General features: G+C 68.4%; 20 protein-coding genes. 8 read left to right on the top strand and 12 right to left on the bottom strand.

From position 1 onward, the window contains the following. Positions 1 to 4: 4 nt before the first annotated feature. Genes G6N64_RS27265 through G6N64_RS27255 form a run of 3 tightly spaced genes read right to left on the bottom strand, consistent with a single transcriptional unit; the run spans position 5 to position 4,067 of the window. Complete coding sequence (locus tag G6N64_RS27265) at positions 5 to 925, bottom strand: HAD family hydrolase (protein WP_163800903.1); 921 nt, start codon at positions 923 to 925, stop codon at positions 5 to 7. Continuing rightward, complete coding sequence (locus G6N64_RS27260; protein WP_163800902.1) at positions 925 to 2,469, bottom strand: arylsulfatase; 1,545 nt, start codon at positions 2,467 to 2,469, stop codon at positions 925 to 927. Before G6N64_RS27260 ends, G6N64_RS27265 begins: the two co-directional genes overlap by 1 nt. Before the next feature lie 47 nt (positions 2,470 to 2,516). Next, the gene (locus G6N64_RS27255; RefSeq protein ID WP_163800901.1) at positions 2,517 to 4,067 is read right to left on the bottom strand and encodes an arylsulfatase; all 1,551 of its coding nucleotides are present in this window, start codon (positions 4,065 to 4,067) and stop codon (positions 2,517 to 2,519) included. 115 nt (positions 4,068 to 4,182) lie between these two features. Between G6N64_RS27255 and G6N64_RS27250 the strand changes: the two genes are divergently transcribed. After that, positions 4,183 to 4,899, top strand: coding sequence for an MgtC/SapB family protein (locus G6N64_RS27250; protein ID WP_163800900.1), 717 nt, complete (start codon positions 4,183 to 4,185; stop codon positions 4,897 to 4,899). Between the two features lie 82 nt (positions 4,900 to 4,981). Here G6N64_RS27250 and G6N64_RS27245 read toward each other — a convergent pair whose 3' ends face one another. The 4 genes from G6N64_RS27245 to G6N64_RS27230 form a co-directional block, all read right to left on the bottom strand. Then, positions 4,982 to 6,064, bottom strand: a complete 1,083-nt coding sequence (locus G6N64_RS27245) for a 3-beta-hydroxysteroid dehydrogenase (protein ID WP_163800899.1) — start codon at positions 6,062 to 6,064, stop codon at positions 4,982 to 4,984. Between the two features lie 64 nt (positions 6,065 to 6,128). Further along, on the bottom strand, positions 6,129 to 6,341 hold the full coding sequence (locus G6N64_RS27240) for an exodeoxyribonuclease VII small subunit (protein WP_163800898.1): 213 nt from the start codon (positions 6,339 to 6,341) through the stop codon (positions 6,129 to 6,131). After that, on the bottom strand, positions 6,328 to 7,587 hold the full coding sequence (xseA, locus tag G6N64_RS27235) for an exodeoxyribonuclease VII large subunit (protein WP_163800897.1): 1,260 nt from the start codon (positions 7,585 to 7,587) through the stop codon (positions 6,328 to 6,330). The genes G6N64_RS27240 and xseA overlap by 14 nt, the downstream gene beginning before the upstream one ends. Before the next feature lie 43 nt (positions 7,588 to 7,630). Further along, on the bottom strand, positions 7,631 to 8,188 hold the full coding sequence (locus tag G6N64_RS27230; protein ID WP_163800896.1) for a lipid droplet-associated protein: 558 nt from the start codon (positions 8,186 to 8,188) through the stop codon (positions 7,631 to 7,633). 52 nt (positions 8,189 to 8,240) lie between these two features. Between G6N64_RS27230 and G6N64_RS27225 the strand changes: the two genes are divergently transcribed. Beyond that, a complete protein-coding gene (locus G6N64_RS27225) occupies positions 8,241 to 9,242 on the top strand; it encodes a 4-hydroxy-3-methylbut-2-enyl diphosphate reductase (RefSeq protein WP_163800895.1) in 1,002 nt (333 codons plus the stop codon). An 11-nt stretch (positions 9,243 to 9,253) separates the two neighbouring features. On the opposite strand, the gene G6N64_RS27220 is transcribed toward G6N64_RS27225, so the two are convergent. Continuing rightward, the gene (locus G6N64_RS27220) at positions 9,254 to 10,432 is read right to left on the bottom strand and encodes a DUF6542 domain-containing protein (RefSeq protein ID WP_163800894.1); all 1,179 of its coding nucleotides are present in this window, start codon (positions 10,430 to 10,432) and stop codon (positions 9,254 to 9,256) included. 83 nt (positions 10,433 to 10,515) lie between these two features. On the opposite strand from G6N64_RS27220, the gene ychF reads away from it, so the two are divergent. Then, positions 10,516 to 11,589 (top strand): redox-regulated ATPase YchF, encoded by a 1,074-nt coding sequence (gene ychF, locus G6N64_RS27215; RefSeq protein WP_163800893.1) that lies wholly within the window; start codon positions 10,516 to 10,518, stop codon positions 11,587 to 11,589. Between the two features lie 33 nt (positions 11,590 to 11,622). On the opposite strand, the gene G6N64_RS27210 is transcribed toward ychF, so the two are convergent. Together G6N64_RS27210 and G6N64_RS27205 are read right to left on the bottom strand one after the other, a co-directional pair. After that, the gene (locus G6N64_RS27210; protein WP_163800892.1) at positions 11,623 to 12,225 is read right to left on the bottom strand and encodes a class I SAM-dependent DNA methyltransferase; all 603 of its coding nucleotides are present in this window, start codon (positions 12,223 to 12,225) and stop codon (positions 11,623 to 11,625) included. Positions 12,226 to 12,352: 127 nt separating this feature from the next. Continuing rightward, the gene (locus G6N64_RS27205) at positions 12,353 to 12,748 is read right to left on the bottom strand and encodes a nuclear transport factor 2 family protein (RefSeq protein ID WP_163800891.1); all 396 of its coding nucleotides are present in this window, start codon (positions 12,746 to 12,748) and stop codon (positions 12,353 to 12,355) included. Positions 12,749 to 12,870: 122 nt separating this feature from the next. On the opposite strand from G6N64_RS27205, the gene G6N64_RS27200 reads away from it, so the two are divergent. The 4 genes from G6N64_RS27200 (at position 12,871) to G6N64_RS27185 (ending at position 15,226) form a co-directional block, all read left to right on the top strand. Next, positions 12,871 to 13,266, top strand: a complete 396-nt coding sequence (locus G6N64_RS27200) for a DUF6188 family protein (RefSeq protein WP_163800890.1) — start codon at positions 12,871 to 12,873, stop codon at positions 13,264 to 13,266. Positions 13,267 to 13,399: 133 nt separating this feature from the next. Further along, on the top strand, positions 13,400 to 13,804 hold the full coding sequence (locus G6N64_RS27195; protein WP_163800889.1) for an ArsR/SmtB family transcription factor: 405 nt from the start codon (positions 13,400 to 13,402) through the stop codon (positions 13,802 to 13,804). Next, the gene (locus G6N64_RS27190) at positions 13,801 to 14,799 is read left to right on the top strand and encodes a cation diffusion facilitator family transporter (RefSeq protein WP_163800888.1); all 999 of its coding nucleotides are present in this window, start codon (positions 13,801 to 13,803) and stop codon (positions 14,797 to 14,799) included. Before G6N64_RS27195 ends, G6N64_RS27190 begins: the two co-directional genes overlap by 4 nt. Positions 14,800 to 14,980: 181 nt before the next feature. Continuing rightward, positions 14,981 to 15,226, top strand: coding sequence for a hypothetical protein (locus G6N64_RS27185; RefSeq protein ID WP_163800887.1), 246 nt, complete (start codon positions 14,981 to 14,983; stop codon positions 15,224 to 15,226). A gap of 13 nt (positions 15,227 to 15,239) precedes the next feature. Here the strand turns inward: G6N64_RS27185 and G6N64_RS27180 are convergent, their stop codons facing one another. Next, positions 15,240 to 16,121: an alpha/beta fold hydrolase gene (locus G6N64_RS27180; protein WP_163800886.1), complete on the bottom strand. Its 882-nt coding sequence runs from the start codon at positions 16,119 to 16,121 to the stop codon at positions 15,240 to 15,242. Between the two features lie 35 nt (positions 16,122 to 16,156). Further along, the gene (locus G6N64_RS27175; RefSeq protein WP_197748305.1) at positions 16,157 to 16,489 is read right to left on the bottom strand and encodes a hypothetical protein; all 333 of its coding nucleotides are present in this window, start codon (positions 16,487 to 16,489) and stop codon (positions 16,157 to 16,159) included. A gap of 572 nt (positions 16,490 to 17,061) precedes the next feature. Between G6N64_RS27175 and G6N64_RS27170 the strand changes: the two genes are divergently transcribed. Then, positions 17,062 to 17,898: an LmeA family phospholipid-binding protein gene (locus tag G6N64_RS27170; RefSeq protein WP_308206580.1), complete on the top strand. Its 837-nt coding sequence runs from the start codon at positions 17,062 to 17,064 to the stop codon at positions 17,896 to 17,898. Positions 17,899 to 17,942 lie beyond the last annotated feature (44 nt).

Genomic DNA, 17,942 nt, shown 5'->3' with positions numbered 1-17,942 from the left:
CGGGTCAGGCACCGAAGACCCGGGCCCAGTCGTCGCGCATGCTCACGACGGTCCAGCCGTACTCGGCGGCGTGCTCGAGCGCCCGTTCCGCGCCTGCGGTGTAGGCGAACTCGCGCTCGGCGTCGTCGTGCAGGACCAGCAGGCGCAGCGACGGGTGCCCGGCCCGGCCCGAGTACGTCAGCATCTCGTCGTCGCCGTTGGAGTTGCCCGCCGACGGGATCGGCCGCCGCCCGATGCGGCTCCAGATCCGGACCGGCTTCTCGGGACCGTCGTCCCAGATGTCGAGTGCGGGCTGGATCAGCAGGTCGCCGTGGCCATCGGCCCCCTCGAACTTCAGTCCCTGAGCGCTGCCGACGATCCGTTCGGGCGGGATGCCGTAGATCGTCGACGTGATCGGGCGCATGAAGTCGCGGCCGCCGCCCGAGACGATGTAGCACGTGAACCCGTGCGCCTCGAGGTACCGCAGCAGCTCGACCATCGGCGTGTAGACGCACTGCTGGTAGGGACGTTCGAGCGTCGGATGCATGGCCGTGGCGAAGAATTCGGCGATCAGCGCCGCATGCGCCTCGACGGTCATCGACTGATGCAGTCCCATCACCGCACCGGCGAGCACCTTCAGGTCCGCGTCGTCGCCCTGATAGTGCCTGGTGATGGCGCCGCCGAACCAGCTCAGGTCACCGGTCGCGGCGGCCAGGTAGGGCTGCCGATCGGCCAGTTCGGAGTCGGCAGCGGCCTTCTCGGCCAGCCGGCGCACCAGGAAGTCGAGTTGGATGTACGCCGGCTTCTCGCACCACAGCGTCCCGTCGTTGTCGAACACCGCGACGCGCGCCTCGGGTTCGACGAAGTCGGCACCTTCAGCGGTGACGCGGGCCACGAAGTCGACGATCGCCGACTTCGCGGCACCATCGGTCCACCCGTCGAGCATCAGCCGCCCCGGGTGGCGAGGAACTTCTCGAGCTCCTCGACCGCGTGGTTGATGGTGAACGACGCCGGTTCCTGGCGCGGCGGGAACTCCTTGAACGTCTGGAGGAACTGCGTCGCGATGGCGGAGCCGTACAGCACCAGGTAGATGCGGTCGATCACCCAGTCCCAGTACGTGTTCGACGTGATGTCGGCGCGCTCGTAGGGGTCGGTGCGAAGGTTGAACAGCTTCGGCGCGCGTAGCTTCGTGAACGGTTCGAACCAGATCTCCAGCGTCCCCTGGGCGCGCTGCTCCTGGAAGACGACCTTCCAGTTCTCGGCGCGGATGCCGAGGACGTCGCAGTCGTCGGAGAAGTAGATCATCCCGCGTCGCGGGCTCTTGTCGACCTCACCGGTGAGGTAGGGCACCAGGTTGAAGCCGTCGATGTGCACCTTGTAGGTCATGTCACCGGCGGTGTGGCCGGCCTTGAGCTTCTCGACGATGTCCGGATCGCCCGCGGCGGCGAGGAACGTCGGCAGCCAATCGTGGTGCTGGACGATCTCGTTCGACACCGAGCGCGGCGCGATCTTCCCCGGCCAGCGGATCAGCTCGGGGATGCGGAAGGCGCCCTCCCAGTTGGTGGCCTTCTCGCTGCGGAACGGAGTGGTCGCGCCGTCCGGCCAGCTGTTGGCGTGCGGGCCGTTGTCCGTGGAGTAGATGACGATGGTGTCCTCGGCGAGGCCGAGGTCGTCGATGAGGTCGAGCAGCGTACCCACGTTGCGGTCGTGGTCGATCATCGTGTCGTGGTACGGCGACTGCCAGCGGCCGGCCTGGCCCAGGCTCTCGGGCTTGGTGTGCGTCCGAAAGTGCATGTGGGTCATGTTCATCCACACGAAGAAGGGCGTGCCTGCTTCGTGCTGGCGGGTGATGAAGTCGACGCAGGCGCCGGTGGTCTCGTCGTCGATGGTCTCCATCCGCAGTTTCGTCAGCGGGCCGGTGTCCTCGATGCGCTGCTTGCCGACGGGTCCGTAGCGCTCGTCGACCTCGTCGGACTCCTCGTCGGTGGCCCAGGAGTGAATGACGCCCCGCGGCAGGAGCCGGGCGCGCATGATCGGCGCCTCCTCGGCGGTGGGGTAGTCCGCGTTCTCCGGCTCCTCCTCGGCGTTGAGGTGGTAGAGGTTGCCGAAGAACTCGTCGAAGCCGTGGGCGGTCGGCAGGTACTTGTTGAGGTCGCCGAGGTGGTTCTTGCCGAATTGACCGGTGGCATAGCCCATCGGCTTGAGCAGCTCGGCGATGGTCGGATCCTCCTTCTGGAGGCCGATGTCGACGCCGGGCATGCCCACCTTGCTCATCCCGGTGCGGTAGACGCTCTGGCCGGTGATGAACGACGACCGGCCGGCGGTGCAGCTCTGCTCACCGTAGGAGTCGGTGAACAACATCCCCTCGTCGGCGATGCGGTCGATGTTGGGTGTCGAGTACCCCATCATCCCGCGGCTGTAGCAGCTCAGGTTCGAGATGCCGATGTCGTCACCCCAGATGACCAGGATGTTCGGTTTGGAATCGGGCATGGCAATCCTCGTCTCGAATTTGCGGAGCCGTAAGTAACGATGCGACCCTAGTCGGCCGCCAGGAAGTCCTCGAGCTTCTCGACGATCTGGTCGACGCTGAAGCTCGCCGGTGGATGCCGGGGCGGAAACTCCTTGAACGTGTCGAGGAACATCGACGCCATCGCGGTCGCGTAGAAGACGAAGAAGTCCCGTCGCAGGAACCACTCGTAGTAGGTGTTGGACGTGATGTCGGCATACTCGAACGGGTCGGTGCGGAGGTTGAACAGCTTGGGGACCCGTAGCGGCGTGAATGGCTCGGCCCACGTCCGCAGCGTGCCCTGACAGCGTTGCTCGGCGAACACGATCTTCCAATTCTCGAAACGCATCCCGACGAGTTGGGCGTCGTCGTTGAAGTAGAAGAAGCCCCGTCGCGGGCTGTGCTCGACCTCGCCCATCAGGTACGGCAGCATGTTGAAGCCATCGATGTGGACCTTGTATTCGGTTTCGCCGTCGGCCCCGGCGGCGAAGCCCTTCTTGAGTTTCTCGCTGACGTCGGGGTCGCCTGCGGCGGCCAGCAGGGTCGGCAGCCAGTCGTGGTGCTGGATGATCTCGTTGGAGACGCTGCCCGCCTCGATGTGCCCGGGCCAGCGGATCAGCTCCGGGATGCGGTAGGCACCCTCCCAGTTGGTGTTCTTCTCGCTGCGGAACGGTGTGGTGCCGGCGTCGGGCCAGGAATTGCGATGTGGCCCATTGTCCGTCGAGTAGATGACGATGGTGTCGTCGGCGATGCCGAGGTCGTCGAGCGCGTCGAGCACGGTGCCGACGTTGCGGTCGTGGTCGATCATCGCGTCGTGGTACTCCGACTGCCACCGCCCGGCCTGGCCCTTGCTGCCGGGCTTGAGGTGCGTGTAGAGGTGCATGTGGGTGAAGTTGCACCACACGAAGAACGGCGTGTCGGCCTCGTGTTGCCTGGTGACGAACTCGACTGTGCGATCGGCGATGTCGTCGTCGATGGTCTCCATGCGCTTGGCGGTCAACGGGCCGGTGTCGACGATGGTCTGCTTGCCGACCGGACCGAACTTCTCGTCGGCGGGCTCCGTGGAATCCTCGGGCAGGGCCTTGCAGTCGAGGACGCCGCGCGGAAGCGCCAGCTCGTACAGCCGCGGGAACTGATCCTTGTGCGGGTAGTCGAACTGCTCGGGCTCCTCCTCGGCGTTGAGGTGGTAGAGGTTGCCATAGAACTCGTCGAAGCCGTGCACCGTGGGCAGGAACTTGTTCAGGTCGCCGAAGTGGTTCTTGCCGAACTGGCCGCATGCGTAGCCCATCGGCTTGAGCAGTTCGGCGATGGTGGGATCCTCGGCAGCCCAACCGATGTCGACACCAGGCACGCCGACCTTGCTCATTCCGGTGCGATACACGCTTTGTCCACTGATGAAGGCTGCCCGCCCCGCGGTGCAGCTTTGCTCGCCGTAGGAATCGGTGAACCGCATGCCCTCCTTGGCGATACGGTCGATGTTCGGCGTGCGGTAGCCCATCATCCCGTCGCTGTAGCAGCTCAGGTTGCTGATGCCGATGTCGTCGCCCCAGATGACGAGGATGTTGGGCTGTCCGTTGGGCATCGCGCGTCTCCTTGCCGTGGGTTCCGTCGATCGTAGAGCCGTTGAGGCGTCGGGGTCAGGCCTTTCGTCACCGAACGGCAGGCGGAATCGGGCCGACGAGCGCACAATCGCAGGCGTGTTGGCCGTCGAACTGCTCGTGCGCGTCGGACTCGCGACGGCCTTGGGCGTGGCAATCGGCCTGGAGCGGCAGTGGCGCGCCCGGATGGCCGGTCTGCAGACGATGGCGCTGGTGAGCACTGGATCCGCCCTATATCTGATCCTCGGCGCGTACAGCTTCCCGGGCTCCGACCCGACCCGCGTCGCCGCGCAGATCGTCACCGGCATCGGCTTTCTCGGTGCCGGCGTCATCATGAAGCAGGGTCTCTCGGTGACCGGCCTCAACACCGCGGCCACCCTGTGGTCCACCGCGGCGGTGGGCGCGCTGGCTGGTGCGTGGCTCTGGCGGGAGGCCATCGCCAGCGCGGTGATCGTGGTGGCGGTGAACCTGTTCCTCCATCCGCTGGCCGAGATGATGGATCGGCGCAAGCACTGGGCGGGCCGCGAACACCCGCCGGTCGAGTATTTGGTGAGCGTGACCTGCCGCGCCGACCGGGAGACGGAGGTGCGTGACCTGATGCTGCGCACCGTCCGGACTCCGGAGTTGCGGATGACGTCGATGCGGTCCGCTCCCGGGGCGACCGACGCGGTCGAGATCCGAGTCGGCCTCTCCTGTGCGGCCCGTGACGACGGGGTGGTCGAGGAGGCCGCCGGTGCGCTCGCGTCCGACCCACGGGTTCAGTCGGTGCACTGGAGCGTGCCGGAGGAATCGGCCGAGGGCTTCGCCCGCCCCTGAGTCTCACGTCCTCGCACCGAGCGTGCTCTCGTGTCACGCTTTTCGCGAAAAGACGTGACGGTAATCAACGTTCGGCGGGGCGTCAGCGGGAGGCGGTCGCCGGGTCCCGTCCCGCCGCCTTCATGCGCGTGTACAGCTCGGTGTAGTACGGCAGGCACTCGGCCAGCGCCTGCTCGGTGGTGAACAGCGGCTCGTACCCGAGGTCGCGCCTGGCCTTCTCGATCGAGAAGTAGTTGTCCCGCGAGATTCGTTCGACGGCAAGCGGTTCCAGCAGTGGCTTGGGCAGGCCGAACCGGAAGTGCAGGAACTGCCACACCGTCATCGCGAACTTCACCAGCCCGCCCGGCACGCGGAACGTCGGGAACGGCTCACCGCACGCCTCGACGACGGGGCGGGAGAACTCGAACATGTTGATCGGCTCGCCGTCGTTGACGAAGTAGGCCTGGCCGGGTGCGGTGCCGCCGGGCACCAGGTGCTCGGCGGCCAGGATGAAGCCGTGAATCAGGTTGTGCACGTAGGAGTTGTCGAGCTTGACGTCCTTGTTGCCGACCAGCACCTTCACGTGGCCGGCGAGCACGCTCTCGAACACCTTGCGGAACATGGTCTGATCGCCGCGGCCCCAGATGCCGCTGGGTCGGATCGAGCACGTCAGCATGCCCTCGACACCGTTCTGCGCGAGGACGAACTTCTCCGCCACCACCTTGGTCTCGGTGTAGAGGTCGTTGAACCGGCTCGTGTACGGCAGGGTCTCGTCCCCGCCGGAGATGACCTGGCCGCCCATCACCACGCTGTTCGAGGCGGTGTAGACGAAGCGCTTGACGCCGGCCCTCCGTGACGCGTGCACGAGGTTCTCCGTGCCGCCGACGTTGACGGCGAAACTGCGCCGCCGGTACTCCTCGGTGACCGAAGCACCGCCCATGAGGTCGATGATGGCTGCGGTGTGGATGACGGTGTCGACGTCGGCGACGGCCGCCGCCACGTCGTCGAGGACCGTGATGTCGCCGACGACGGTCTGCAACCGCGGGTGGTCCTCCACCGGCGACGGCACGCGATCGAAGGAGCGCACCTCCAGACCGCGGCCGAGCAGTTCGGTCACCAGGTTGGCGCCGACGAAGCCGGACCCTCCCGTGACGAGGACGCGGCCCAGGTCTGTGGTTTCACCCATGGCCGACGAGCTTAACTGAAACGTGTTTCAGTTACGAGCCCACGCGGGTCGGATGGTTGCCATCTCAACCTTCGTCGTCGTCCTTCGCGGCGAGCGCCTGCTCGACACGCTGGCGCGCGCCCTCGAGGTGCTGCTCGCAGCATTTGGCCAGCTCCTCGCCCCTTTCCCACAGGGTCAGGGACTCGTCCAGGCTGAGGCCGCCCTGTTCGAGACGGCGTACCACCTCGGCCAGTTCGTCCCGCGCCTCCTCGTACCCGAGCTTACTAATGGGCTTCATCTTCCCCCTCACTCGTGGCGGTGATCGCGCCGTCGGCGACCCGGATGCGCAGCCTGGTCGAGGCCGGTGCGTCACCGATGGACCTCAGGACGGCCGCCGGCCCCTCGACGGGCACGGTCTGGACGACGGCATAGCCGCGCGCCAGCGTCGCCGCCGGACCCAGCGTGGTCAGGCGGGCCGACATGTGACCGATCCGCTCGGTCTCCACGGCGATCAGCCTGGTGACGTCGCGTCGCGCGGCGGTCAACGAACGGTGGATCTCCTCGCCGCGCGCGTCGATGGCTGCCAGCGGTTGCGCGAGTACGGGACGGCTGCGCAGCTGGATGATGGCGTGCTGCTCGCGCCGCACCCAGTTGCGTAGCGCCCGTGCACTGCGCTCGCGCAACTCGCCCACCAGGAGCTGTTCGGCGGCGGCGTCGGGCACCACGCGCTTGGCCGCGTCGGTGGGCGTCGCCGCGCGGACGTCGGCGACGAGATCGCACAGCGGGTTGTCCGGTTCGTGGCCGATGGCGGTGACGACCGGTGTCACGCACTTGCCGATCTCGCGGCACAGCGTCTCGTCCGAGAACGGCAGCAGGTCCTCGAAGCTGCCGCCACCGCGGGCGACGACGATGACGTCGACGTCCGGGTCGGCGTCCAGTTCGCGTAGCGCCGCGACCACCTGGGGGACGGTGTTGGGTCCCTGCACGACGGGGTTGCGGATCTCGAAGCGCACCGCGGGCCACCGCGAGGTGGCCACCGAGACGACGTCGCTCTCCGCGTGGCTGGCTCGTCCCGTGATCAGGCCGATGGTGCCGGGCAGGAACGGGATCGGTCGCTTCAGGCGCGGGTCGAAGAGGCCCTCCGCGTCGAGCAGTCGGCGCAGCCGGTCGATGCGGGCCAGCAGCTCGCCGATCCCGACCGCGCGAATCTGGTTGACGCGCAACGAGAACGAGCCGCGCCCGACGAAGAAGCTGGGCCGCCCGTGCATGATGACGCGGGTGCCCTCGGCGAGCTTCACCGGTGCGTTGTGGACGAGGTCGCGCGGGCAGGTGATCTGCAGCGACATGTCCGCCGACGGATCGCGCAGCGTGATCCAGGCGGTACTCGAATTGGGCCGCACCGTCATCTGGGCGATCTGGCCCTCCACCCACACCGTGCCGAGTCGGTCGATCCAGTCCTTGACCAACATCGACACCGAGCGGACCGGGTAGGGGTTGTCGGGGGACTTGCCCGGCTTTTCGGCGGGTGTCTCCGGTTCGGTCACGAGCGCGACGGAGTCACGTTCCGGGCGAGCGAAGCGACGGGAGTCACTTGGCCGACGCGCGCGTGATCCTGTTGGCCAGCAGGGTCTGGAACGGCGCGCGCGCCTTCGTCGACTCCTCGAAGGCGAGCAGTGCCTCGAGGTCGCCGATCTTGAGCGAGGTCAGCCGGGCCCGCAGCTGCGCGAGGGTCAGCGACTCGTAGCCGACCTCCGCCACGATGGCCGGCGCCTCGGACGGCGCGGGCTCTGGCTCGTCGACGACCTTCTGGGGCTCGCCGGTGCTGTAGAGCGCGAAGCGGCCCTCGGTGCGGCGTTCGCCGTCCTGGCGGGCCTCGGAGATATCGGTCACGTCGGCGCCGAGGTCCTCGTCGAACGTCGCCCATTCGGGCTGCTCGTCCTTCGGCGGGAACAGCGACTCGAGGGTCTCGTCACCGCGGTTGACGAGGTCGGCGACGTCCTGCTGTACCTTCATCACGGCGTGCGCGAGCTGGCTCGCCACCGTCATCGGATAGGTGAGGATCGTCTGGGGGAGCCTGCGGGTTTCCTCCAGCGCGGTCACTGCCGCGCCGACCAGCAGACGAACCCCATAGGGTGCAGTAGCCATGGGGCCAGCCTACGGCTGGCAGCTCGGGGCCGGCAGTAAGTACCCTTGAGGCATGTCAGCCACGGTGAACATGGGCATCCCCGGTGCCGCCAGCACGGTCGTCGACCGGGTCGCGGGTAAGCGGGTCCTCCTCGCCGAACCTCGCGGCTACTGCGCGGGGGTGGACCGGGCGGTCGAGACCGTCGAGCGCGCGCTCGAGAAGCACGGCGCCCCGGTGTACGTCCGGCACGAGATCGTCCACAACCGCTACGTCGTGGAGACCCTCGCCAAGGCAGGCGCCGTCTTCGTCGAGAAGACCGACGAGGTGCCCGAGGGGGCGCTCGTGGTGTTCTCCGCACACGGCGTCGCACCCACCGTCCACGTCGAGGCCGCCGAGCGGAACCTGCGGACCATCGATGCGACGTGCCCGCTCGTGACCAAGGTGCACAACGAGGCCAAGCGCTTCGCCCGCGACGACTACGACATCCTGCTCGTCGGCCACGAGGGCCACGAAGAGGTGGTCGGCACCGCCGGCGAGGCACCCGACCACGTCCAGGTCGTCGACAACCCGGACGCCGTCGACAAGGTCACCGTGCGCGACCCGAACAAGGTCATCTGGCTGTCGCAGACCACTCTCAGCGTCGACGAGACGATGGAGACCGTCCGGCGGCTGCGGGAGAAGTTCCCGACGCTGCAGGATCCGCCCAGCGACGACATCTGCTACGCCACCCAGAACCGTCAGGTCGCGGTCAAGGCCATGGCGCCGGAGTGCGATCTGGTGATCGTCGTCGGATCCACCAACTCGTCGAACTCGGTGCGTCTGGTCGAGGTGGCTCTCGGCGCCGGCGCCGCCGCGTCCCACCTCGTCGACTACGCCGAGGACATCGACCCGACCTGGCTCGACGGCGTGACCACGGTCGGCGTCACGTCCGGCGCATCGGTTCCCGAGGTGCTGGTGCGCGGGGTGCTGGACAGGCTGGCCGAGTACGGCTTCGGCACCGTTCAGCCGGTGACCACCGCCAACGAGACGCTCGTCTTCGCCCTACCCCGGGAGATCAGGGCCGCTCGGCACTGATCCGGCCGCGGTCAGACGTCGTACTCCCAGGAGTCCGCGTCCGTGCTGCGCGTGCGGCGCTGCGGCCTGCGGGGAGACTCGCCGACGGCCTCGTCGTCTCCGGCCCGGTACCGCACCCGTGAGATCGGGTGATGGGTGCCGCTGCCGTTCGTTCCCACGGGCGGTCCCGCTGCCGCGGACGGCCGGTAGCCGTCGTAGTTCTCGTACGGTTCGTAGTCGGGCATGCGGGTGCGGCGCTCCGACCGTGCACCCCGGTCCGGCCGGTCGTACCGGTCACCGCGCTCGTAGCGATCCTCGCGCTCCCGACGGACCGGGCGGTCGGTGCGGTCACGACGGGCGGCGCGCTCCTGGCGGTCCCGTTCCGAGCGGCGCTCGACGGGCGGGAGGTTGCGACGGTCGCGGGTGTCGTCGGTGCTGCGGGGACGCCGGCGGGGTTCGGCACCGGGGTCGACGGGGGGTCTCGACCGCCGCGGCCGGGCCTGTACCGGTTCGATGATCTCGGTCTCCGCGGGGCGGGCGTGCCGGGACCGGGCCGCCGACGCCGTCCGCGGTCGGCGGGGCCGGGGTGCTTCCTCGTCCTCCACCGCATCCACCGCCGGCTCCACGGGGCGGCGCCGACTGCGCCTCGCCGGGGTCTCGACTGCTGCTTCTTCGGCCGGCTCGGCGGCGGCGGCCCGGGCGGCGGAGCGCCGGCTCGCCCTCCTGGGGGTGGGCTCGTCGTCGCCGTCCGGGGCTTCGACCGGTTGGTTGCGCCGCGCCAGCGAGTTGAGGTACCAGCGGGCGACGCCGATGACGAGGACCGTCGCCGCGGTGAAGAACATCAGCGGGAAGCGTTCGATCAACGGATAGCCGCAGTTGATCAGGATGTCCTTGACGCCGTTGATCTCGCTGCCGTGGAACAGGAAGAAGGCCGTCGGCACGGCGACGAAGAGGATCAGCGCGGGCTGGATGACGGCGGTGAACAGACCGGACTGCCGGACGGCGAGAACCGCGAGGATGCACCCGGTGACGTAGCACACGGTGAAGGCGGCGCTCAGCGTCTTGCCGCCCGATCCGGCGTCGTACGCGAAGCCGATCGCGGTCGCCGTCACCGCGAGCAGAACCGCGGCCCACCAGGGAAGACCGGGAAGCCGAGGCAACGCCGAACGGTGTTCGGCGGGGATCGCCGAACGCGCACGCTGACCTGACACACGTCGACCGTACCGGCAATGCCTCCCCGAGCGCTGCCAGCGCGCGTCGGCGTGGCAACCCGCACGCCTAGACTGTCTAACCCGTGGGCCTCAACCTCGGAATCGTCGGGTTACCGAACGTGGGAAAGTCGACGCTGTTCAACGCGTTGACTCGAAACGACGTACTCGCCGCCAACTACCCGTTCGCCACCATCGAGCCGAACGAGGGCGTGGTCGCGCTGCCCGACCCGCGGCTCGACAAGCTCGCCGAGATGTTCTCGTCGGACAAGACCGTGCCCGCCCCGGTCACGTTCGTCGACATCGCGGGCATCGTGAAGGGTGCATCCGAAGGTGCGGGGCTGGGCAACAAGTTCCTCGCCAACATCCGTGAGTGCGACGCCATCTGTCAGGTGGTGCGCGTGTTCGCCGACGACGACGTGGTGCACGTCGACGGCAAGGTCGACCCCGCGTCCGACATCGAGGTCATCGAGACCGAGCTGATCCTCGCCGACATGCAGACGCTCGAGAAGGCGGTGCCGCGCCTGGAGAAGGAAGCCCGCAACAACAAGGACCGCAAGCCGGTCCACGAGGCCGCGGTCGCCGCGCAGGCCCTACTCGACCAGGGTACGACGCTGTTCGCCGCCGGTGCCGACGTCTCGCTGCTGCGCGAGCTGAACCTGATGACGACCAAGCCCTTCCTGTACGTCTTCAACGCCGACGAGTCGGTGCTGACCGACGAGGCGCGCAAGGCCGAACTACGCGCGATGGTGGCCCCCGCCGACGCCGTGTTCCTCGACGCGAAGATCGAGGCCGAGCTGCAGGAGCTGGACGACGAGTCCGCCGCCGAACTCCTCGAGTCGATCGGCCAGACCGAGCGCGGCCTGGACGCGCTGGCGCGGGCGGGTTTTCACACGCTGAAGCTGCAGACCTACCTCACCGCGGGCCCGAAGGAGTCCCGCGCGTGGACGATTCACCAGGGCGACACCGCGCCCAAGGCGGCCGGCGTCATCCACACCGACTTCGAGAAGGGCTTCATCAAGGCCGAGATCGTGTCCTACGACGACCTGGTCGAGGCGGGCTCGATGGCCGCGGCCAAGTCCGCAGGCAAGGTGCGCATCGAGGGCAAGGAATACGTGATGGCCGACGGCGACGTGGTGGAGTTCCGCTTCAACGTCTAGGCCCGCCGTTTCACCATCGGCGATGCCTCGCCGTTACGTGGCACTCAGGGCGAGCGCCGCATGGGGGCGCGTCGAGCTGGTGCCAGCTCGTCGAAGGCGCTCGACCTCGGTGAATCCGGCCACGGACAGCCTGCGGGACAACTCATCGACAGGCCAGCGGTAGGCGGTCGTCACCTTGTGATCGAAGGGTTCGATCTCGTCGCCATCGAAGAAGCCGACGACGAGCCTTCCGCCATCGCGTAGCGTCCGCCGAAATTCGTCGAGGACGGTCGCGAGTTCGGCTGGCTCGCAATGGATCAGCGAGTACCACGCGAGGATTCCGTCGAGTGTGCCGTCTGGCGTGTCGAGGCGGTGTAGCGAGCCGACGGTGAAGTCGAGGTCCGGCCAGTTCGAGCGGGCACTGCTGATGAACGCCGGCACCAGGTCGATGCCCTTCGCGCTGACGCCTAGGTTCTTCAGGTATGCAGTGAGGTGCCCGGGCCCGCAACCGGCATCGAGGACTGTGCCGTGGCAGCTTCCGAGGCTGCGTTCGAGGAATGCGAGATCCTCGGGATCGACACGAGCCGTGGCGCCGAACATGTCGATGTAGACGTCGGCCATCTCGGTGTAGCGACGTCGGACGGCGGCGTCGGTCATGTCGCAGAGCCTATGAGTTCGTCGGTGTCCGTTGCGCGGTGGTGGCCCGTCGTCGAGACTGCGCGGAGGGTTGCGATTCGGCCGGATTCACGACCGTGGACGCAGTTTTGACGTGAGACGCTGTCGCTCAGGGCCGATCCGAGAAGTAGGCGTCCATGCCCGCGACGTCGGACAGGTACGTCTCCACGGCGCTGATCCGGCCATCGGTGATGGTGCAGACGGTGGCGAGGTGTTCGTCGAGTACCAGCGCGCCACGAGTGGCCCGGTTGTGGATGGCCAGCGCCATGTTGTCCCGGCTCACCAGCACGTGCTCGAGTGTGAAACTCGGCCCGTAACTGGCGATCAGCTTGGCCCGCTCGATCACCTCGACGACGCCGCTCGCCGTTCCGGAGATCAGGTTGTTGCCGGGCAACGTCCACGTGACGTCGGGTGTCACGATGCTCTCGAGCGACGCCCAGTCGCGCGCGACGAGCGCCTGGTGGAAGTCCGTTGCGAGACGCTGCTTGACATCTTCGGACGTCATCGTTCTCCTTCTGGCCGGCCCCCAGAGATCGGCAACCGTCGGTGTGCCCGTTCGATTCCCGCCCTCGTCCGCCGGCGATAAATGCGTCGACGAAACGCCGCTCGACCCTGTACTCATGCCTGATGAGCGCCGACGCCCCGTCCGACGTCGACATGGCCAACGAGGCCCTGTCGCAGATCATCGGCAGCGCCTTCAGGCACGTCGTGATGTGGCAGTACGGGTTCGTCCTGCACATCGGCAAGGACTATCGCGTTACCGTCGAGAGTCCGGTCTCCATCGCCGTCGGCGGGACCGTCTGGACCGGGGAACCCGGGTCGGCGGAGCAGCGGCTGAAGGTCGTCCGCGGCGACGTGGTGTCCGCAACCGTCACTGCCGGCGGCGGACTGCAGCTCGCCATCGGTGACGCCGAGATCTGCGTCGACCCCGATCCCGACTACGAGTCGTGGCAACTCGGAGACATCGACGGCCCGATACTGATCGGCATGCCTGGCGGCGGCATCGCGGTCTGGTCCCGCTGACCGGTCTCGAGTGTGGGGTTCCTATACGCAGTTCGGCCCTTTCGCGTACACGAGGCCCACACTCGGCGGGCCGGGGATCGCAGGAGCACGGCCGACGGGAAGCCCGCGGCGACCCATGGCCTACTATCTGCGTATGAATGCAGATAGATGCGCGAGGCGCCTGCCCGACGACGAGGTCGACCTCGTCGTCGAGGTGTTCCGCATGCTCGCCGACGCGACGCGCGTGCAACTGCTCTGGGCGTTGGTGCGTCGTGAGATGTCGGTCAACGACCTCGCCGTCCACATCGGGAAGCCCGCGCCGTCGGTCTCGCAGCACCTGGCCAAGCTGCGGATGGCGCGGCTGGTCCGTACCCGCCGCGAGGGAACGACGATTTACTACAGCCTGGACAACGACCACGTCGCGCAACTGGTGACCGACGCCGTCTACAACGCCGAGCATGCGGGTCCGGGCGTGCCTGGCCACCACCGCGATGCTGCTGAACTCGCGATGCTGCACGCGACCACGCCGTCGACCGCCGCGAAGGGGAGGGGAGCATGACCCACGAACCCGCGCACGACGCGACTGAACACGGCCATGACCACGACCACGGCGGCGGGCTTCGCGCCGCGGTCCGCGAGGTGTTCGCTCCGCACAGTCACGACGCCTCCGACAGCATCGACGGCGCCCTGGAGTCCAGTGCGGCGGGCATCCGGGCGGTCAAGATCAGCCTGCTCGCCCTCGGCGCCACCGCCATCGCGCAAGTGGTCATCGTGGCCGTCTCGGGATCGGTCGCCTTGCTCGCCGACACGATCCACAACTTCTCCGACGCGTTGACGGCCATCCCGCTGTGGATCGCGTTCGCGCTGGGCACCCGGGCGGCCACGCGTCGCTACACCTACGGATTCGGCCGCGCCGAGGACGTCGCCGGACTGTTCGTCGTGGTCATGATCGCCCTCTCGGCCGTGATCGCCGGGATCGAATCCATCCGTCGCCTCATCGATCCGGTGCCCATCGAGCACGTCGGCTGGGTGGCCGCCGCCGGCCTGGTCGGCTTCGTCGGCAACGAACTCGTCGCCGTCTACCGCATCCGGGTGGGACGACGCATCGGTTCGGTGGCGCTCGTCGCCGACGGATTGCACGCTCGCACAGACGGTTTTACGTCGCTCGCCGTCCTGTTCGGCGCAGGTGGCGTCGCGCTCGGCTTTCCGCTGGCCGATCCCATCATCGGCCTGCTGATCACCGTCGCGATCCTCGCCGTGCTGCGCACCGCCGTCCGCGACGTCTTCCGCCGGCTGATGGATGGCGTCGATCCGGCTCTGGTCGACGCCGCGGAGGCTGCGCTGGCTGCCGAGGCGGGCGTCACCGAGGTGCGTAGCGTGCGGATGCGGTGGATCGGGCACCGCCTTCACGCGGACGCCGAACTCGACATCGATCCGGCGACCAGCCTCACCGATGCCCATCGGATCGCCCACGAAGCCGAACACACGCTGACCCACGTCGTACCGAAGCTGTCGTCGGCGCTGGTGCACGCCTATCCGGCCGAAACCCACTGACTGGTCACGTCTAGATCGAGTCCATTGCGCCTACGCGCGGACCGCCTCCGTTTCCCCATGCACGGCGCTGGGTAGCCGGTTCGACGGGTCGGGCATCGTTCGCATCGATGCGAGCGTTGACATACGTACACACGCCGAGGTCGAAGGTGGCCGCGGACGACGCACATGGAGGATCTCGACCATGATCAGGCACGTGATGGCAACTGCACTGCTCAGCGGCGCAGTGGGCGCGGCAGCGATCGGGGTGGGAGTGGGCGCGGCGCACGCCGATCCCAACAAGCACGACGGCTGCTGGCCCTACGCATGCGACGTCTTCCAGGGACCCCCCGGTCAGAATCCGTTCGGGCCGCCCGGACAGGTCAAGAAGGCGCCATTCCTCGGGCCGTTCCCCAACCCGGTCTACGGCGTCCCGCCGGGCCACTGGTGATGGCTCGATTCGCCTATGCCGCGAGGTCCTTGGCCGCCTGAGCGAAGACGTCGTTCGCATGGCTGACTGCGATGAAGTGGCCGCCGTCTAGGACCGGATGCCACACCGCACCGGGAGTCGCCGCGGCGACCGCCTCGTTGATCGCCGACGGCACCAGGGTGTCGGCGCTGCCCTGCCAGAAGTGCACCGGCCGATCGATGTTCGCGACGTCGAACGGCCACGCCTCGTACAGCAGGGTGGCGTCCACGACGAGTCCGTCCGCGCCCTGCCGGAAGCACTCCCGACTGGCCTCGAGGAACGTCGTCATCACGTCGTCGTCGGCCAGCACCTCGCGGTCGGCGTCGCATACCGACTTGACGATCGCCTTCGAGTACGCGTCGTCGAAGTGCTTGATGCTCATGCCCAGCACCTCGTACATCAGCGTGAAGCCCGGGTGGAAGTGCAGCGCCAACCGGCCGCCCAGGGCGTCGGCGCTGCTCTGGAACTTCTGCGCCCAGTTCGCGCCGAACGTCCCGTAACTGGCGCCACCCACGCAGGACACGTGGACGAGACGCGCAGGATCGAGGTAGGCGGCTGCCGCGAGCGCCCACGGGCCACCCTCGGACCACCCGGTCACCGCGAACCGCTCCGCGCCGAGGGAGTCCGCGAGCAGCTGGAGGTCGGCGGCCCAGTCCTGGAAGGTGCGGTCGGGGTGCGGGTTCGAGCGTCCGATGCCGGGACGGTCCGCGCAGACGACGCGCAACCCGTTGGCCGTGGCGGCCGCGTCGAAGAGTTCGACCTCCAACCGACTGGAGGGTCCACCGTGGTTGTGCAGGACGAGCGGTCCGGCGTGATCGCCCACCTCGAGGTAGGTCACGGTGCGGTCGCCTGCGCGGATGCTTCCCTCGATGGGCACGTCGTCCTCGGTGGTGCTCTCGGGCCGGCGCCCGGTCAACCGATCGACGGGCCGCCGAACGTGGGCGGGGGTGGTGCCTGCTGCGGAGCGCCACGCCAGGGGTTGATGACGTTGGCGACGACGTCGACGACGCCGTAGGAGTTCCAGTACCAATCGTGACAGACGCCCCAATCCCAGGAGACCACCTGGTGCCCCGGGAGCAACGGGTCGCCGGGGCACCAGTGCGTGCAGGTCAATCCCGGTGGACAGTTGCCGCCCTGATAGCTGGGGCCGGGCTGAGCCTGCGCCGAGGCGCCGAGTCCGATGCCCGCCGATCCCACTGCCATGGCGACCATCGCCGCCGTCGTCCATCGCCAGATGTGTGTCATCAGACCCTTCCCGTCGTCGAACGCGCGCTCCCCGCGGCTCATCCGTGACGCGAGTACACGGGGACGCTTCGGCTACCGATCCCACGTTGCGTGCCGCGCCTCGCTTCCCGCCGATCGGTGGGCCCCGTGGCTGACCCGGCACGAGTCCGTGATGGGGCACAATCGCGAGGGTGACCACGCCGCCACGACCCCCGGGAGAGCCTGACTGGCGCGGTCGACGCACTCCGCCGCCACCGCGTGGACCCCGTCCGCCGCAGCCGCCGCGTCCGCCGGAGGCGCAACCGCCGCGTGGGCCTCGTCCGCCGCAGCCGGGTCGTCCTCCACAACCGCCACGTCCGCCGCAACCACCGCCGCGCCAGCCGCTGCCACCACGCCAGCCGCAGCCGCCACGGCCGCGTCCGCCGCAACCTCGCCCGCCCGAGCCGCGGACCGAGCAGATCCGCGCTCCTCGCAAGCCCGTCGACCCGGCGCGCACCGAGAAGATTCCGCAGCCGCAATCACCGGCCGATGCCTCACCGACTCGGGAGATCCGGCGCCCACCGCCGCCGGGCGCGCCACCTCCTCGCCCGCCGATGCCGGAGGCGAGGCCGATCGCCGGCACGCCCCGACCGTCCGACGGGGGTGAGCCGCTGGAGCCGGCGTCCTCGACCGAGGGCGTCGACGTCGCACCGAAGCCGCGCAAGGGCACGTTCTTCACCCGGCAGACGACGATCCTGCTCGCGATCATCGTGGTGGCGGTGCTCGCCGGCGGTCTCGCGGGCGGCGAACTCTATGCCCGGCACCGCGCGGACGGCATCCTCGTCGACGTGGCGCAGTGCGTCGTCGAGGACGGCGCCACGATCTCGTTCGGCGTGAACCCGCCGTTTCTGTGGCAGCACCTCACCGGCCACTACACGAACATCTCTGTGGTGACGGCCGGCGATCGCGTCCAGAGCGCCGACGGCATGACCGCCGACGTGACCCTCGAGGACGTGCGTCTGCAGGAGACGGCGGACTCCAAGGGCACCATCGGATCCCTCACTGCGGTGCTCACCTGGAAGTCGGCGGGCATCAAGGACACCGTCGCCGCCAACCTGCCCGGCGTGGGGAACCTGATCACCGACGTCCGCACCGATCCGTCGGCAGGCACGATCGTGATGGACGCGGGCAACGACAACGGCGTCACCGCCAAACCCGTCGTGAAGGACGGCAACCTCGACCTCGAGGTCCTCGACGTGCGGGGGCCGCTCGGCAAGGACACCGTGCAGTCGGCGTTGAACGACCTCACCAAGAAGCTGAACGACAACTACCCGCTGGGCATCCACGCCGACAGCGTCGAGGTCACCGGAGCCGGTGTCGTCGGAACGTTCTCCAGTCAGGACGCGTCGATCCCGAAGGAGGACGCGGACCCCTGCTTCGCGCGGTTGTGAGCCGGTCCCGACGAAAGTGGTCCGGTCCGTCGACCTCGGGGATG

The sequence above is a fragment of the Mycolicibacterium sediminis genome, assembly GCF_010731735.1.
GTDB lineage: Bacteria > Actinomycetota > Actinomycetes > Mycobacteriales > Mycobacteriaceae > Mycobacterium > Mycobacterium sediminis.
This window is presented reverse-complemented; position numbering and strand designations above follow the sequence as displayed.

Excerpts from the sequence above, each read along its gene's own strand:
- G6N64_RS27265 (WP_163800903.1), bottom strand. The coding sequence starts at position 925 with ATGCTCGACGGGTGGACCGATGGTGCCGCGAAGTCGGCGATCGTCGAC.
- G6N64_RS27260 (WP_163800902.1), bottom strand. The coding sequence starts at position 2,469 with ATGCCCGATTCCAAACCGAACATCCTGGTCATCTGGGGTGACGACATC.
- G6N64_RS27255 (WP_163800901.1), bottom strand. The coding sequence starts at position 4,067 with ATGCCCAACGGACAGCCCAACATCCTCGTCATCTGGGGCGACGACATC.
- G6N64_RS27245 (WP_163800899.1), bottom strand. The coding sequence starts at position 6,064 with ATGGGTGAAACCACAGACCTGGGCCGCGTCCTCGTCACGGGAGGGTCC.
- G6N64_RS27240 (WP_163800898.1), bottom strand. The coding sequence starts at position 6,341 with ATGAAGCCCATTAGTAAGCTCGGGTACGAGGAGGCGCGGGACGAACTG.
- G6N64_RS27230 (WP_163800896.1), bottom strand. The coding sequence starts at position 8,188 with ATGGCTACTGCACCCTATGGGGTTCGTCTGCTGGTCGGCGCGGCAGTG.
- G6N64_RS27225 (WP_163800895.1), top strand. The coding sequence starts at position 8,241 with ATGTCAGCCACGGTGAACATGGGCATCCCCGGTGCCGCCAGCACGGTC.
- G6N64_RS27210 (WP_163800892.1), bottom strand. The coding sequence starts at position 12,225 with ATGACCGACGCCGCCGTCCGACGTCGCTACACCGAGATGGCCGACGTC.
- G6N64_RS27205 (WP_163800891.1), bottom strand. The coding sequence starts at position 12,748 with ATGACGTCCGAAGATGTCAAGCAGCGTCTCGCAACGGACTTCCACCAG.
- G6N64_RS27200 (WP_163800890.1), top strand. The coding sequence starts at position 12,871 with ATGAGCGCCGACGCCCCGTCCGACGTCGACATGGCCAACGAGGCCCTG.
- G6N64_RS27195 (WP_163800889.1), top strand. The coding sequence starts at position 13,400 with ATGAATGCAGATAGATGCGCGAGGCGCCTGCCCGACGACGAGGTCGAC.
- G6N64_RS27190 (WP_163800888.1), top strand. The coding sequence starts at position 13,801 with ATGACCCACGAACCCGCGCACGACGCGACTGAACACGGCCATGACCAC.
- G6N64_RS27185 (WP_163800887.1), top strand. The coding sequence starts at position 14,981 with ATGATCAGGCACGTGATGGCAACTGCACTGCTCAGCGGCGCAGTGGGC.
- G6N64_RS27175 (WP_197748305.1), bottom strand. The coding sequence starts at position 16,489 with ATGACACACATCTGGCGATGGACGACGGCGGCGATGGTCGCCATGGCA.
- G6N64_RS27170 (WP_308206580.1), top strand. The coding sequence starts at position 17,062 with ATGCCGGAGGCGAGGCCGATCGCCGGCACGCCCCGACCGTCCGACGGG.